The organism is Sulfitobacter sp. R18_1 (assembly GCF_017743915.1).
Lineage (GTDB): Bacteria > Pseudomonadota > Alphaproteobacteria > Rhodobacterales > Rhodobacteraceae > Sulfitobacter > Sulfitobacter faviae.
In genome coordinates this window covers 634178-650370 of the sequence record NZ_JAGHRG010000001.1, presented here as the reverse complement: position 1 = coordinate 650370, position 16193 = coordinate 634178, and the positions used below count along the sequence as shown (strand labels likewise).

General features: G+C 49.7%; 17 protein-coding genes. 11 read left to right on the top strand and 6 right to left on the bottom strand.

From position 1 onward, the window contains the following. Positions 1 to 32: 32 nt before the first annotated feature. Genes flgH through flgF form a run of 4 tightly spaced genes read right to left on the bottom strand, consistent with a single transcriptional unit; the run spans position 33 to position 3002 of the window. Positions 33 to 758, bottom strand: a complete 726-nt coding sequence (flgH, locus tag J7392_RS03920) for a flagellar basal body L-ring protein FlgH (protein WP_280634599.1) — start codon at positions 756 to 758, stop codon at positions 33 to 35. Positions 759 to 793: 35 nt separating this feature from the next. Continuing rightward, the gene (gene flgA / locus J7392_RS03915; RefSeq protein WP_209216288.1) at positions 794 to 1453 is read right to left on the bottom strand and encodes a flagellar basal body P-ring formation chaperone FlgA; all 660 of its coding nucleotides are present in this window, start codon (positions 1451 to 1453) and stop codon (positions 794 to 796) included. Position 1454: 1 nt separating this feature from the next. Beyond that, positions 1455 to 2240: a flagellar basal-body rod protein FlgG gene (flgG, locus tag J7392_RS03910; protein WP_209216287.1), complete on the bottom strand. Its 786-nt coding sequence runs from the start codon at positions 2238 to 2240 to the stop codon at positions 1455 to 1457. 18 nt (positions 2241 to 2258) lie between these two features. Further along, on the bottom strand, positions 2259 to 3002 hold the full coding sequence (flgF, locus tag J7392_RS03905) for a flagellar basal-body rod protein FlgF (protein ID WP_209216286.1): 744 nt from the start codon (positions 3000 to 3002) through the stop codon (positions 2259 to 2261). Between the two features lie 160 nt (positions 3003 to 3162). On the opposite strand from flgF, the gene J7392_RS03900 reads away from it, so the two are divergent. From J7392_RS03900 to J7392_RS03875, 6 genes are all read left to right on the top strand, one after another. Then, complete coding sequence (locus J7392_RS03900; protein ID WP_209216285.1) at positions 3163 to 5226, top strand: tetratricopeptide repeat protein; 2064 nt, start codon at positions 3163 to 3165, stop codon at positions 5224 to 5226. Between the two features lie 80 nt (positions 5227 to 5306). Then, on the top strand, positions 5307 to 6179 hold the full coding sequence (gene motA / locus J7392_RS03895; protein ID WP_209216284.1) for a flagellar motor stator protein MotA: 873 nt from the start codon (positions 5307 to 5309) through the stop codon (positions 6177 to 6179). A gap of 7 nt (positions 6180 to 6186) precedes the next feature. Then, positions 6187 to 7122: a flagellar motor protein MotB gene (locus tag J7392_RS03890; protein ID WP_209216283.1), complete on the top strand. Its 936-nt coding sequence runs from the start codon at positions 6187 to 6189 to the stop codon at positions 7120 to 7122. Between the two features lie 143 nt (positions 7123 to 7265). Continuing rightward, positions 7266 to 8573, top strand: a complete 1308-nt coding sequence (locus J7392_RS03885; RefSeq protein WP_209216282.1) for a flagellar hook protein FlgE — start codon at positions 7266 to 7268, stop codon at positions 8571 to 8573. A gap of 61 nt (positions 8574 to 8634) precedes the next feature. Then, positions 8635 to 10053 (top strand): flagellar hook-associated protein FlgK, encoded by a 1419-nt coding sequence (gene flgK / locus J7392_RS03880; protein ID WP_209216281.1) that lies wholly within the window; start codon positions 8635 to 8637, stop codon positions 10051 to 10053. Positions 10054 to 10065: 12 nt separating this feature from the next. Beyond that, positions 10066 to 11148: a flagellin gene (locus J7392_RS03875; RefSeq protein ID WP_209216280.1), complete on the top strand. Its 1083-nt coding sequence runs from the start codon at positions 10066 to 10068 to the stop codon at positions 11146 to 11148. A gap of 88 nt (positions 11149 to 11236) precedes the next feature. Here the strand turns inward: J7392_RS03875 and J7392_RS03870 are convergent, their stop codons facing one another. Both J7392_RS03870 and J7392_RS03865 read right to left on the bottom strand, forming a co-directional pair. Beyond that, complete coding sequence (locus J7392_RS03870; protein WP_209216279.1) at positions 11237 to 11611, bottom strand: hypothetical protein; 375 nt, start codon at positions 11609 to 11611, stop codon at positions 11237 to 11239. Positions 11612 to 11692: 81 nt separating this feature from the next. Continuing rightward, a complete protein-coding gene (locus tag J7392_RS03865) occupies positions 11693 to 12454 on the bottom strand; it encodes a response regulator transcription factor (RefSeq protein WP_209216278.1) in 762 nt (253 codons plus the stop codon). 290 nt (positions 12455 to 12744) lie between these two features. Between J7392_RS03865 and J7392_RS03860 the strand changes: the two genes are divergently transcribed. The 5 genes from J7392_RS03860 to flaF all read left to right on the top strand — a co-directional run bounded on the left by J7392_RS03860 (position 12745) and on the right by flaF (position 16162). Beyond that, positions 12745 to 13815, top strand: coding sequence for a flagellar basal body P-ring protein FlgI (locus J7392_RS03860; RefSeq protein ID WP_247744468.1), 1071 nt, complete (start codon positions 12745 to 12747; stop codon positions 13813 to 13815). A 17-nt stretch (positions 13816 to 13832) separates the two neighbouring features. Beyond that, positions 13833 to 14132 carry a rod-binding protein gene (locus J7392_RS03855; RefSeq protein WP_209216276.1) on the top strand — a complete coding sequence of 100 codons (300 nt, stop codon included), beginning with the start codon at positions 13833 to 13835 and terminating at the stop codon, positions 14130 to 14132. Positions 14133 to 14147: 15 nt separating this feature from the next. Beyond that, positions 14148 to 14648, top strand: coding sequence for a hypothetical protein (locus J7392_RS03850; protein WP_209216275.1), 501 nt, complete (start codon positions 14148 to 14150; stop codon positions 14646 to 14648). Positions 14649 to 14758: 110 nt separating this feature from the next. Next, complete coding sequence (locus J7392_RS03845) at positions 14759 to 15583, top strand: flagellin (RefSeq protein ID WP_209216274.1); 825 nt, start codon at positions 14759 to 14761, stop codon at positions 15581 to 15583. 198 nt (positions 15584 to 15781) lie between these two features. Continuing rightward, positions 15782 to 16162 carry a flagellar biosynthesis regulator FlaF gene (flaF, locus tag J7392_RS03840; RefSeq protein ID WP_209216273.1) on the top strand — a complete coding sequence of 127 codons (381 nt, stop codon included), beginning with the start codon at positions 15782 to 15784 and terminating at the stop codon, positions 16160 to 16162. Positions 16163 to 16193: the final 31 nt, after the last annotated feature.

Here is a 16193-nt window from a genome sequence, read left to right as displayed (position 1 = left end):
GTCCCGGGCCCTAATAAAATATCTCAGATTATTCAGTATGGAAGAATGATATCAACCATCTCTTTGCCATATTGAGGCTTCTGAACCTTAGATATCTGTCCACGCCCACCATAGGCAATTCGGGCTTCAGCGATCTTCTCATAAGAGATCGTGTTATCCATTGTGATATCCTCAGGACGGACGATGCCAGCAACCCGAAGTTCTCTCAACTCATAGTTGACCCGCACCTCTTGGCGACCCGCGATCACCAGTGTTCCGTTTGGCAACTTGTCGATAATGAGGGCTGCCACCTTCAATGAGATCTTCTCATTACGATTCACAGATCCAGAACCACTGTGCGATGATTGAGACCCTAGATCAACGATATCGCCCTGGGGTAGCTGATCCTGTCCGATCCCGGGAAGCACGGTCGCGATACGGCTAGCGTAGCCAAAGAACGTGGGGAAGGCGACCTGATTGCCTGAACTACGCTCAGCTTCTGAAGCGTTCGATAGGGTGGCCTTATCTTGAATGTCTATATTGACTGTCAGGATATCACCGACATCCCCAGCGCGCTGATCTTTGAAGAATGAGCCCGACCCAGTTTGCCAAAGAGAAGCCCCCTCTGCTCGTTGAAGCTCTCTCTTTTGAACTTGTGGGGGCATGGGTATCTGCACGCTTGAAGCCTCAGGTGCGGTCGTCTTATCGACTACCATAGAGCTTAGCTCCGGCTCCTTACCGATATCCTGCATCCCACATGCGGACACAGCTGCCGACAATGCGATAGCCGGGACCAACCTCTTCAAAAATATAGTCAATTCATTATCTCCACTTTACCTTCTTCGGTTGCAATGGCTACCACGGTCTTGTTTGAAACAACGTTAACAATCCGAACTTCTTCGCCTTTTGCAGCCGATCCGATGGCTTTACCTGGAGCTGACAGATTCATGCGTCCTTTAGTGTAGACAATCTCGACCCGATCACCACGATCAACAATGATTGGAGGTGTAACAGACTGCTTCATAACCGGGCGGCCTCGCGTCAGAACACGCTTCACCTCCATACCTACGATGTCATTCATAGTCGTAAGAACGAAACCCCCAACGCGATTGTGGGGAAGCGGGACCACTTGTAAATCTGCCTCGGTGACAATCTCATCAGGCATAAGCTTTCTGACGGGAACAGGCACTGGAACAGTCAAAGTAGCAAGTCCGGTCACCCGGGTCTTCAGGCCATCCTCCATGACGACATTTGCAATGAATTGGCCAGTGTTCTTGTCATACCAAAAGTCAGGAACAACCACGGCTTCCGCATCGCTGACGTTCACCAAGCGGATATCGAACTCCCCACCTACGGGAAGCTCGAAACCAAACTCTTCAGTGACACGCTCTTCGATGAGATAAGAGAGCATCTCGGCCGAAGCCGGGACACTGAGGGCCATAAGGCCGAATATGAACGCGAAAACCTTTTTCATATTATCGCATCTGAGTCGCAGTACTCATCATCTGGTCGGTGGTCTCAACCGCTTTTGAGTTCATCTCATAAGCACGCTGCGCCGAGATCAGATTGGTGATTTCAGAAATGATATCGACGTTGGAGTTCTCTACAAAACCCTGACGGATCATGCCGACGCCCGGATCACCTGGGTTGGCGACAATAGGATCACCGGAGGCAGGTGTCTGCTGAAGAAGGTTATTACCGATGCTCTTCATCCCGGCTTCATTTACGAAGGTCACCAGATTGATCTGACCGATCTCTACCGGCTCAATCTCGTTACCTACGAAGGCCATTACGGTACCTTCCTTGTTGATATCGATATCAACGGTGTCTTCCGGAACGGTGATGCCCGGCGAGATTTCATAGCCGTCCGTGGTGACAATCATGCCCTCAGGGCTCAACTGGAAGGCGCCAGCACGTGTATAAGCCTGGCTTCCATCCGGCATGTTGACTGTGAAGTAACCCTTACCGTCAATCGCCATGTCCAAATCATTATCGGTTGCCTTCAAAGAACCCTGTGTGCTCACACGGACGATACCGGCAGCTTGCACACCAAGGCCCACATCGACGCCTACCGGCTTAACCGTGCCTTCTTCCGATGTCAGAGCACCTTGGCGCTGGTGGCTTTGATATAGAAGGTCTTGGAACTCAGGACGCATCTTCTTGAAGCCAGTAGTGTTCATATTGGCAATGTTGTTCGATATCGTATCGACATTGATCTGTTGGGCCATCATGCCCGTTGCTGCAATACTCAGTGATCTCATAATATTTCTCCTTATGAATTAAGCGGGCCGTCCGAGACGGCTAATGACGTTTTTACGAAGCTCGTTATGGCCTTCGCTCAGCTTGGATGCGCGCTCATAGCTCTTTTGAATGCTCATCATCCGGGTCAGTTCTACGATGGGCTGCACATTTGAGCCTTCGACGAAACCCTGAACCAGCTTGGTATTCATCTCTGGAACAAGATTTGGCTGACCAAGCTCTTCAGGGACGGTAAACATGCCGCCACCGATACGCTGGTAACCTTGAATATCTGGAACATCAAAGACGCCCAGCTGTGCCAGGTTGTTACCCTGTGCGTCGGAAATCATACCATCCTTAGAGATCGTAATATCCGAACCTGCTTCAGGCGGGAGAGCAATCGGGGCCCCGCCAGCATCAAGGACTTGCTTACCTTGAAGGGTTACCAGGTTACCCTGGCTATCGAGGGTCATCCTGCCGTCACGGCCGAACATGGTGACGCCGTTGTTATCTTGGTAGGCCATCCATCCATTACCCTCGATAGCCACATTAAGAGGGTTACCAGTGTGTTGGAGCATGCCCTGACTGGTATCTAGATAGCTACCCTTGTCGAGCACGAAGGAAACATCTTCGCCCTCAGGTTGCTTGTGGAGGTACTCCTCGAACATAGCACGCTCGCCTTTGAAGCCTGCTGTGTTCGAGTTTGCCAAATTGTTAGCGACCACTTCCATACTTCTGCGGGTCACAGAAGATAGAGAAAGGGCAACATATGCTGAATTATCCATAACGACTCCGTGTTTGAGAAAACCTTAACAGGACATGGTTTAAGCCCGTTTAACTCTTGGTGTTACTTGACAGTTTACAAAAATAACTTTCCAATGCATAAAGGATACTCATAAATAAACAATAATAGTATATACGGCGCGACGCCACTAAGAGGAAGACATGAAACGCAAGGCTCTGGTTATTTTACTCACATCCGCTGCTCTGATAACTCCCGTCGTGGCGGGATCAGAGGGAGCGCGTACTCATTTAAAGCCGGTTCCAAAACCAGGTCACATCATCGCGGGAACGCCAGCGCCTATCGTAAAACCGGACCATATTAGGTACCCGGAAGCTGCTAAAAATATGAAAACCGAAGATGTCGATGAAGCGGCCAAGATTGACGTTCCCTCCACAGAGAGTGAGACCATCGAAGATCGTATGGCCCGCATCATGAAGCAGACATTGGTGAAGCCAGTCACGGAACCAAAGCCAACTGAAATGTTCGGACCTGCGACTCCAACTGAAGAGCAACTGGAAGCAATGAGGGTCAAATATCCTGCTGCCTTTACTCTCTCAGAGTTCCATATTGACAACTTCGCCGAAGACAAGGAACGCCTGGAGAAAGAATTTTCAGCAGCCGGTAGCCGCGAACCAGACGCTGCGAAGGCACGCCTGGACTTGGCTCGCTTCTATCTTGCACATCGGATGATCCCTGAAGGTCATTCAATAGTGTCATCCATCAACGCTGACGATCTCGAAGACCAGCAGCTACAGGATTACAAAGCATTGATGACTGCATTCTCTGTACTTGACGACAGGCGAGATGCGGGAAATGATTTCCTGATCGGCTCAGAAGAACACATCGATAATTGGCAAGACTACCCATTCTGGGCGGCCCTCCATCATGTGAAGAATGATAGTGAGCTTGCTGACAAGTACCTTAAAGCATCCTTTGAAATCTCGAAAACATATCCAGAGGGCTACCTGAAATCATATATCCCAACACTTCTGGAAGCTGCGCTTGATGCAGGGAAGTGGACATTGGCAAAAGAGATGGCGGTGGAGCTTGAAAAACTTCCTGGCATGAAAGACAGCAGCACCTTCCAGTTTCTTATTGGTCTTGCAGCAGATAAGGCGGGCAGGCAGCTCGATGCTTTCGATGCTTACCGCAAAGCCACCATGAAGGACGATGTTTATGCGCAACGAGCGCGGATTGCTATTGTTGACCTTGGCGTAAAGACACAAGCTATGTCTCTCGAGGATGCCAGAAAATTTCTTGAGGTTCACCGGAAGTCTTGGAGAGGCGATGAATATGAAATAGAGATCCTCAAGCGTCTGGCCGTTGTCACGCATAATATGGGGGATCTTCCAGCCTCCCTTGGCGCTCTCGGCGATATTATCGCCACCTACCCAACCTCGGCAGTTGCGGAAGAGTCCAAGGGCAAAGCGAAGTCCCTTCTAAACGAGGTTTATGATAGCGGTGTGAAGGGTGAGATCACCCTTTCAGAATTTACGAAGGCTCACGAAGATATCTCTCGAAAATATCATTTTTTCGATGGCTTCGCGGGTCATCATGCAGCTTATGCTCAACATCTAGCTGATCTAGGCGCCACAGCTGCGGCCGCCCGAGAGTTTTCTGAGGCTGCTGAATACCTGGAGGTCGTAGTGGACCTTAAACTCTACGAAGATGCGTCCAAAGATAACGCCATGACCCTACGTTTGAAGCAAGCCAAGGCATTGTATGATGGCGGCCAGAAGGAAGAAGCTGCGTCTGTTCTTCAAAATATTGGTGAGTTCGAAGACCCTGCGATGAATGAGGAGAAGGCCCAGCTGGCAGCTAAGGTTTTCGCTGGACTGGATAAACCGGAAGAGGTCATCAATTCCTTAGTGACTGATCGTACAGATGAGTATGTGCGACTTCTTGGCGAAGCCTACTGGGCACAAGGAAACTGGAACGAAGCCAAAAATCATTATCTTGAGCTTCAGAACGATCACCCAAATGCATTCGGTAGACGAGATGCGATCCGACTTCTTTTGTCAGCCCACCGGGATCTGGACCGGGAAACAGCAATCAATGTTGCAGAAAACTTTCCGGAGATCACCGATGAACCAGAATGGAAAATCATAGCAAAAGAAATTAACAAGTTATCCAGTAGCCTGACGCCGCTGTCAGAGGATAACATCGCTGAACGAGTAATCCAGGCTGACGAGGCCATGAAGCTCTTGGAAGAAACAAAGAAATAAGGCGATTTATCGATACGTTAAAAGCCCTGTTAATCGAGCTGTAACACCTATGAAGAGAAATCTTCGAGAGTGTATCAGTTATGAATCTCATTTTAGGGCTCCTTCTTGTAGCCGGTAGTGTTCTCGGTGGCTTTGCCGCTATGGGCGGTAATCTATGGGTTCTTTGGCAGCCTTGGGAGTTGGTTATCATATGCGGCGCAGCCACTGGCGCTTACATCATTGCCAACTCCAGATCGGTGATTGCTGATACACTTCGATCACTGCGTGCCCTTGTTGGTGGCAAACCTCACAACAAAGAAGAGTACTTAGAGCTCTTTTCGCTACTTTATATGATCATTCGCCTTGGCAAAGGTGGCCTCTCCAAAATTGAGGGGGACCTAGACCAGCCGCTGAAAAGCTCATTCTTCAAAAACTTCAGCTACGTTTCTAGAAACCCGAAAAACGTTCGCTTCATTGCGGATTACTTTAGACTGATTATGCTGGGGTCTGAAAAAGCTCATGAGATGGAGAGCCTTATCGATACAGAAATCGATACCATCGAGCACGAACTTAATCGGGTACCAAATGCTCTAATGATAATGGCAGACAGCCTTCCTGCCGTGGGGATCGTGGCAGCCGTACTCGGCGTCATTAAGGCTATGGGGGCGATATCAGAGCCGCCAGAGGTCCTTGGTGCGCTGATCGGTGGCGCCCTCGTAGGAACATTCCTAGGCGTCCTCCTGAGCTATGGCTTCGTCGGACCCTTGGCATCAGCCATCAGAGCGCGTCGAGAGCAGGAACTCGCATATTACATCGCAATCAAGGCCTCCATCATTGGCTTCCTGAACGGATACCAGCCTCAGATTTGTGTGGAATATGCCCGCAAGACGATCTCCGAAGAAATCCGTCCGGAATTCGAGGAGGTCGAACGCAAGATGAAAGAAACCGCCGAGAAGATCGGCCTCAATGTGTAGGTGATCTATGGCTTTACGTGAGAAGAAGGTTGAACATGTCGTCATAAAAAGCGGTCGTCGCAAAAAGACCGCTCACATCCCTCATGGGGGGTGGAAGGTCGCCTACGCAGACTTTGTGACAGCCATGATGGCCTTCTTCTTGCTCATGTGGCTTGTATCCGCCACCGATGAGAACCAACGTGACGCGATATCAGATTACTTCAATCCTTATGAGTCGGAAGATAACTCTCAGGAAGTCGAAGTAAACGCTGGCATTATTTCCATCATGGATGGCGGTAAGATGTCAGGTGAACAAATCCAAGACAGAGAAATACAAGACAGCCAGGGCAACCCCGAAGCGGTTGTTCAAGCCGAAGATGTCGTAGGTGAAGAAACCTTCGCAAGCCCCTTAGAATACTGGGATATTGTTGAGATTTCCCGAGTTGAGTATGAGGGACTAAAAGCTGCCGCTGCTGGTGAAGAAGCTCCAGATTACTTTGATCAGGAGTTTGCCAAACTTGCCGAGGACCTTGAGGATCTCAAGCGGAACGTTCCCATCCTGAAGGAGTATGAGGACAACATCGTTATTGAGGAGGTCTTCGAAGGGCTTCGCATCCAGTTCATCGACCAAGGCGAGTTCTCTATGTTCCAGTCCGGATCGGCTGAGCTTACGGACAAGGCGCTAGCGATGATCGGGAACTTTGGTCTGGTTCTGAAAGATGTCCCGAACAAGATTGCCATATCGGGCCATACAGATGGCGTCCCGTTTACCTCTAGACGCAGTTATTCTAACTGGGAATTATCCTCTGATCGATCCAATTCAGCTCGTCGGGCAATCCTTGCGGCCGGTGTTCGGAAGGAGCAGATCGAGAGAGTTGAGGGAAAGGCCGATATGGACTTACTGTATCCCACAGCTCCAAGAGATCCAAGAAATCGAAGAATCGAATTCATGATCCTGAGATAATAAGTCCATATATAAATTTGCAAATACGCCTTTCGAGACGTAATTCTACTTGGATTAGCTAAAACCTTTAACCGAGAAGCAAATCATATCGTGTATCTTGGGAGAAAGAGACGCGAAATCTTACAAGGAGATTAAAATCTAATATGAGTATTTATAACGCAATGCAATCTGGCATCAGAGGCTTAGGAGCCCAGGCCACGAAGGTGAGTAAGATCTCCGACAACATCGCGAACGCCAACACTGTTGGCTACAAGAGAACCTTTGTTGATCTGGTTACAACCACAAGCTCGTCTACAGGCGCCACATCTTTCCCAGCTGGCGTGAAAGCTGTAATATCGAATGATATCGGCAAACAGGGTGCTTTTTCGAGCACATCAAGCGAGACAGACCTTTCTATTGCTGGAAGCGGCTTCTTTGTTGTTGCGAAGCAGCCGAATGAGCCTGTCGAGTCCAACTACATGCTGACCCGTGCAGGTAGCTTCAAGCCGGACGAAGATGGATACCTCCGCAACTCCGCTGGATTCTACCTGCATGGCTTCCGCCATCAAGAAGACGGCACCCTAGGCATGGTCGACCGGTCTTCATTCAGTGACCTTCAAGCGATCAATATTAAAGATGTATCCATGCAATCATCTGCCACCACCGAAGTTTCGGTTAGCGGGAACCTTCCTGCACAAGAAACCGGTCTCGTGACACCAGGTTCTCCATTTATCAGTTCGACTGAATACTACAGCCCGCTCGGTGAAAAGCAGAAGCTGAGCTTTGAATGGCAGCCAACTGCAACAGACTCCGAATGGGATCTGACACTTTCCGATGGCAACGGCACCGACTATGGTCGGGTAACGGTAACATTCAACGACTCCGGTCCCAATGCTGGATCACCAGCTGCTTGGTCGAATGTGACCAACCTGGCCGCCGCACCATCAAACTTCGCCTTTAATCCAGCAACCGGACAGGCAACGCTGACTATCGACAACGGGACCACTCCCCAGAGTTTCACCGTCGATATGGGGGCGCCAAACCAGTATGATGGCATGACCCAGTTCGCTGGCGACTACACACCGCAAGAAGTATCTCGCGATGGTACATCTGCGGGCGCTCTGGTTCGCACTGAAATCGAAAAGAACGGCACTGTTCTCGGTGTGTTTGATAACGGTCTTCGTAAGCCGCTTTATCAGATTCCACTTGGCGATGTACGCAACGAAAACGGCCTACTGGTTGATGATGGCAACACCTACAAGCTATCTAAGGACGCAGGTTCCTTCACCTTGAAGGACGCTAACTCTGGTGATGCAGGTGCGGTTTCTGCGGGCTCTCTGGAATTGTCCAACGTGGATATTGCGCAGGAGCTGACGGGACTGATCGAAACGCAACGGGCCTATTCGTCCAACGCTAAGATCATCACTACAACCGACGAAATGCTCGAAGAGACCACACGTCTCAAGCGATAATTCGTAAGCTACTAGGGTAGGGGTCTAGTTCTCCTACCTATTCTATTATTGGAGCCTTTTCATGAGTCTAGTTTCAGCCCTACAAGCAGGTAAAAGCGGTCTTACAGCCAACCAGAAATGGTCTGAATCCACAGCCCGCAACATATCGAATGCGAACACCGAAGGGTACGTCCGCAAAGAGACCCATTTTAGTACACACGCACGTCCCGGCGCCGGTGTCTTTGTGTCTGATATCAGCCGCGAGGTGGACGCCTCTTTGGACCGCATGCACCGCTATGAAAACTCCAAAATGTCGAAAGAACGCACGATCTACGAAGGTATCGAGGAGTACACAGCGTTTCTGGGTCAACCAAACGACGAACAGTCCCCAGCTTCCAAATTGGGCAAACTTGAAAATGCGTTTTTAACTCTTGCCAATAATCCTGGTAGCACAGCCATCCAAGGTACGGTTCTGGATGCAGCAGAGGACATGGTTTACTCTATGCGAGAAACTTCAAACACCCTCAAGCAACTAGGATCCGAGGTTGAGCTCGAGATAAAATACGAAGTCAGCGACCTAAACGAGAACCTATATCGTCTATCTGACCTCAACCAACGGCTCATCGAAACTGACGGTCCATCTCTGGATCGCGGTGAACTGAGCGATGAGATTGGTCGTATTTTGGACGACATGTCCAGCATCATGGATATCAGAACTGTATTCCAGAATGATGGACGCGTCAGTGTCTACACCGGCAATGGCAGCGCCATGGTCGAGAACACGACCGTAAACGATGTCAGCTATATGCAGGGCACGGGACAACTGATGATCGGGAACATCGACATCACCCCCAACAATCCGTCTTCACGAAGCTTCAGTAACGGCAGCTTGGGCGGCCTAATGGCTCTCAAGGATGACATCATGCCTCGCTTCCAGCTTCAACTGGACGAGATGGCTCGTGGCCTCATGCAGAACTTTGAAAACAGCGATGCCTCTTTGGGTGCTGGTCAAGCTGGCCTATTCACCGATGGAGGAGCCGCCTTCGATCCGACCAACCTTACTGACCTAGCATCTAGAATCAGCGTAAATACGGCCGTGAAGCCAAAAGAGGGCGGAGATCTATGGAGACTTCGCGATGGTATTGGTGCGCCGTCTGAGGGCAGCGCTGGTGATGCTTCTCAAATCCAAGCGTTTATGGGCAGCTTTGACACCAAGCTGACGTATGCCACCAACACGGATCTTCCGCAAAACATCGATATCAAGACTTTCGCCAATAACCTTGTTGCATATCAGCAGACTGAGCGCACCAGCGCTGAGAAATCATATGCATCGGCGCGGTCTTCGGCTGAGACCATTGAAGCTTCTCGCTTAAGTATGCAAGGCGTGAATATCGATGACGAACTGCAAAAGCTGATCCTGATCGAGCAGAGCTATGCAGCAAACTCTCAAACCATGAAGACGGTATCCAAAATGATGGATATCCTCATCAATATTGTCTAAAGGAATTTTATTATGAGCAGCGTCATTAGGCCCTTTTCAACATATCATGCAAACGTCGCCGGTCGTAGAACGGTTGAGCGCACCCGGTCACAATTAGAGCTTATCGGCAAGGAACTGGCCACCGGCTTGAAAGCCGATGTCGCTAAGGAACTTGGCATGAGATCTTCTCAGTCGATTGCCCTTCGCAACTCTATGGATAGAACTGAGCAGTTTATTCAATCAAACAAGCTCACGGCTAACAAATTCGAACTAATCGCGGACTCGACCAACACATTCCAGGACAAGGCGCAAAACTTCCTGAACCTGGCCGTTTCCAACCAAGAAAGCCAGACTCCCACAGTAAAGGCCATTCAGCAGGAAGCCGTGGCCACTATGGACGCACTACTGTCGTACATGAATACGTCATTTAACGGTGAGTTCGTCTTCTCTGGTGTAGACTCGGACAAGATTACGATGAACGCTTGGGGAGAAACCAACCCAAGCACCGGATATTCACCCGAAGGCGTAATGGCAGGTATCGTCGGCGCAGGACCCACAAGCTCCGGCGATGCTGCCACGAAGATCAGCGAGATCGACAGCATTTTCGACAACACGAATACCGTGAATCCGGGACGAAATTTCGAGGGAACTTTCTTTAACGGAACCACTCTTCTGGACGGTGGTGGCAACCCAAATCCTCGTAAGGAAGCGGTAGTTACCGAGTCCCAGAACATTAAATACGGAATCCAGGCAAACGATGAACAGTTCCGGGAGATTTTCAAAGGTCTAGCAATGCTCGCAAGCACCGACGTATCTGAAATCGATGACCCTCAAGCCTATCAGTCTTGGATGCGTGAAGCTGTAGGATCCATTGCAAGTGGCATCAGCGGTATCAACGAATCCCAGGCTCGCTTGGGCAAACAACAAGAATATCTTGATGATGAAATTACACGCCAGGAAGATAAGAAAAGTATTTATAACAACCGGATTGTCTCGCTAGAGTATGCTGACCCCTATGAGGCTGCCACTAAGCTGCAATCCCTTCAGACACAGCTGGACGCCACCTATGCGACCACAGCACGCCTCTCGAAGCTATCGTTCCTGAACTACATGTAAGGGATACCATCGTTTAAATAGCAAAGAGGCTGGCGAAGATAATACTTTTGCCAGCCTCTTTCAGTTTGAACGAAATTCGTGGTCTACATCAGTCTTCAGATGGATCCTTCGCGACACCCTTGAAGGGAATATCAGACAGATCGACCTCGGGACAGTTTTGCCTCAACGTCTCGGTGAGAGGCGGGAAACCATCTTTCAGATCCTCGCCATTAGCCATCTTTTCGAGCTTCCCCCGTGCAGCTTGTAAGGCAAGATGAACTGCTTCCTCGACACTATCTCCGCAACACGTGGCTAACCTACGAACTCCGGCTCGCTCGGGGATCTCAAATGATACTGATGCAGTAGGGCATACTGGCTCTGTAAGAACGTGATGCACAGTCAGGATCAGGTCAGATTTATACTTGTCCCATGGAGCCAACTTACTCCAACCATCATAATCCGTCGCATCAGGCGTTATAGTCATAAAACTACCTATAATTTATAGAACAAAAAAGGGCAGCGAACTCTCAGAACACTGCCCTTTGTAATAGCGTGTGGTTACCGATTAGGAACCGGTGGACAGAACTTCTTCCACGGCCTGGAGTGCGGAGCTACCATAACCCTCATCGGATTTCGAAGCTTCTTCTTCCTCGGGGGCCGCAAGCTTGTAGCCGCGACCATAGACGGTCTCGATGTACTTCTTACCGGTGCGGGATTCGATTTTCTTGCGGATTTTGCAGATATAGACGTCGATGACTTTGTCGAAGGGCTGGTTATCATCCATGCCATAGACTGCATCGTACAGGTTATCTTTGCTGATCACGCGGCCGATGTTCAGAGCAAGGTGGCTGAAGATAGCATGCTCACGCTGGCTCAGCTTGAGACGATGACCAGAGACCTCGGGGTCGCGACCATCAAAGTATGCGACGATTTCACCGACTTGGACGCTTGCATCGTCATGACCATGCGAACGACGGTTTGTGCGGTTGATGCATGCAATAATCTGCACGGACTTAAACGGGCGAACGATGACATCATCAGCGCCTTGGTTGATCATCTCAGCCGCTTCGATTGAGTTGCGGTGATTTGTGATAATCAGGATGGGGTTGTTGCAACCTGCGGCACGAAGTGTCTTGACGTACTTCATTGTGTCGGGGGTCTCGGAGAGGACGATACCACGAGTGGCGTTACCTTCGCGCGCCAGCATGGAAAGATCGCGCGTGAAGAATTCTTCGTCGATCATGATAGGCTTAAGATCGTTGCCTTTCATCTCACGTGCCGTGGCCTCTTGTATCATCGCATCGGGCTCAAAGTAGTAAATTTGCATATTCTGGACTGCTCCTGGAAAAACTTTGTGTTAAAGGGCTCTAATAAACCGTATCGCAAAACTAAAAGAATCACCAAGGATAGTCAAGGACTATCTTCATCTATCCTTCAAAATCCTTCAAAATCCTTCACTAAAAGTTTCTGCACACTTAAATTCTGCGGACTATCTATTGTTCACTAAGGTTTAAAGTAAGTACTGTACTGTGCAAAGCAAGGATAGTTTGAGGTTACTACATGATTAAATTTTTCTCCACAAGAGGGCGAGCCCTAGGGGTGATCGCCGTTGTGGCCATGGCATTTTCGTCTGCAACAACAGCTTTTGCTGAAGTTCGCATCAAAGACATAGCCACATTTGAAGGCGTACGTGAGAACCAGCTGGTAGGCTACGGCCTCGTAGTTGGCCTCAACGGTACAGGCGACAAAGCCTCTAACAGCCCGTTCACTAACAAGTCTATCGAAGGTATGCTGGAGCGTCTTGGCGTAGGCAATCTCCCCGAGGACTCGATCAAGACGAAGAACACGGCGGCCGTGATGGTTACTGCTTCACTTCCTCCATTTGCTAGACGTGGATCGAACATTGATATCGTCATATCATCTCTAGGTGATGCATCATCCCTGCGAGGGGGAACTCTTATCGTCACACCACTGTCAGGTGCCGATGGTCAGGTATACGCGGTAGGACAGGGCCCTATCTCGGTTGCCGGTTTTGCAGCACAGGGTAACAACGCCTCTATAGTAGAAGGTGTACCCACTGTTGCACGGATCGAAAATGGCGCCACGGTTGAGCGTGAGATCTCCTTCGACATGAACCAACTGGAAAATGTCCGCATCGCCTTGAGATCTCCTGATTTTACCACCGCTAAAAGAGTTACTGACGCCATCAATAATAAGCTCGGTAACGGCAAGGCTAAAATGCTTGACCCCGGCACTGTGGCCGTAAGCCGCAGTAAAAATCAGGACGTCCCCCTTCTAATTGCTTCACTGGAAAACCTGACGGTCAACCCAGACAACGTTGCCCGTGTTGTGATCGACGCCAAATCCGGCACAATCGTTATCGGGGCCAACGTGCGCATTGACCGCGTGGCCGTGAGCCAGGGCGGACTAACCGTCAAAGTTCAAGAAAAGCAGATTGCTGATCAGCCTGAACCGATCACTATCGGCGGAACTACGGTCGTCATCCCAGAGACAGAAATCGAAGTCGAAGAAAAAGATGCACAGTTTGTTGTGCTAGATGGCGATGTCAGCCTTCAGGATCTCGTAGATGGTCTCAATGCAATCGGGGTAGGGGCCACAGAGACCATATCTATATTGCAGGCAATCAAAGCAGCAGGGGCTCTGCATGCGGATCTAGAGATCATATAATTCATAAGGATTTTAGTATGCCATTAACACAACCGGGGATCACACCCCATCCGATAAGCAATCATAATATTGCATCCCATCAATCCAATAAGGCAACTGAAGAGGTCGCCAAGAACTTCGAAGCAGTATTTCTAACCCAAGCCTTCAATCAGATGCTGGATACAGTGTCTCCTGGAGCGTTTGGCGGCGGACACGCCGAGAAGACTTGGAAAAGCTTCATGGGAAAGGAATACGCACAGGCGGTCGCTGATTCAGGGACCACAGGCATTTCCGATAGCATTGCAAACATGATCCGCGCTTACGGCGGAACCGAATAAAAGACAGGAGAAATTATGACTGATGAAAAACCCTCTCGTTTCAAAATGCGCAGAGAGGCGCGTAGACGAGCAGAAGAGAACTCTGAGGGTCCAGCCCTTACCGAGCAGGACACATCCCACCTCAAGTGCTTTGAGGAAGCCGTAGACGACATGATTGAGATCCTCAACGAGGAGAACGAAGGCCTCGATACCGGACAGGTACATATCGTCACAGATACAGCCGAAAGAAAAGATGATGCCGCACGCAAACTTGAAAACAAATATGCGGTTGTGGAAACCATTCTTTCCCAAAACCCTTCACAGTTTTCTGGCCTGCGCACCAAGTTCGAAGAGCTGAAAGATAAAAGTGATAAGAACGGAATTCTTCTCGAGCGCATGGGAATAGCTACCAGAGCCGTCGTCCGTGAGATCGAAAAGGTTAAGGAAAGACATAGCCTAAATGGCATGTATTCCGCTTCCGGACGTAAGCGCTCCGAGAATTTGATGCCAACTCAACGGTACGATGAAAAACTATAATATTTTAACCCCTCTTTAATATCGCTGCCTAATATCGGCTTCGTAGGCGCAAGCCAAAACACTCTGCCAGAAGGCGGACATAAAGACTAAAAGAATTCGGAGAATTATAAATGTCGTCACTTCTAACTAACAATTCCGCCCTCAATGCCCTGAACACACTGCGCGCAGTGAACAAGGGTGCAAACGAAACTCAGGACCGCATCTCGACTGGTCTGAAGGTTTCTTCGGGTAAGGACAATGCTGCATACTTCTCGATCTCCAAGACAATGTCTGGCGATAGCGGTATGTACAAAGCAATCGACGAAGGCCTGACCCTGACAAAGAACTCTGTTGCCACCGCTCGCGTTGGTGCTGAGAACGTCGAAGGTCTTGCCAAGCAGTTCGCAGAGCGTGTGGCTTTCGCTCAGTCCGACACTGCTGACCGTGGTAAAGTCCAAGAAGAACTGGACGAGCTGAGCGCACGTATCCAGACCACCATCGACCAGTCGTCCTTCAACGGCCAGTCCCTGGTTTCCGGTCCTGCTTCTGCTCAGACAGTCGTAACTGGTGTTAGCCGCGCCGGTGGCTCTTTCCAGACCACAAGCATCACCTTCAACTCTGTTGACCTCGCTGCGATCCAGTCCACTCTGGCGAACATCGACATCAACACAGCCGGTGACATCTCAGCTCAGCTGCAAGCTGCTGAAGGCGCTCTGTCGGACTCCATCGACGCAGCCACCAGCCTGGGCATCGCCGAGAAGTCCATCGAAACCCAGAAAGAGTTCCTGACCAAGCTGTCAACGAACCTGGACATGGGTGTTGGTGCCATGGTCGACGCGGACATGGAAGCTGAAGCGGCTCGCTCGCAAAGCTTTAAGGTCCAGCAGCAGCTGGCAACCCAGTCGCTGTCGATGGCCAACCAGGCTCCGCAGAACCTGATGTCTCTCTTCCGCTAAACCAGCGGGCGATAGGCCAAGCATTGAAAGGGTCCGCTTCGGCGGGCCCTTTTTCCATTTAAATCTACCGGAATAGAATTATGAATTCCATTCTCCAAGACACCAAAAAAATTCATATATATCAACAAGGCACAACATCATTTTAACCAGCCTCCGGTATGGTGGTTTAGGAATGATATCATACGGAGAAAAATAATAATGAGCCTTTCCGCCTATAAAAAGACCATCAAGAATACTGAGCAACCTAGAGACATCGAGCGTCGTATTCTATCTCAGGTAACGAGCGACCTTGAGGCTGTAAAAGCAAGCATCGATGATGTCGATGCCTCTGAGCGAAAATCAGCAATTACCCCAGATGTACGAAAGGCACTGTGGGACAATCAAAAGCTATGGATTACGGTAAAAGCTGACCTTATGGCCCCAGAAAACCAACTGGCTCCATCATTGAAGGCCGACCTTATCTCCCTCGCGCACTGGATAGATAAGCAGACCTCGGAGATCCTCAAGGGTGAAGGCACCGTGGAGCCTCTTATCGAGGTTAACCGAAATATCATTAACGGCCTTTCCGGCAGAGCTTAAGAGTACATAATTTAGATGCCACTTAAGATAA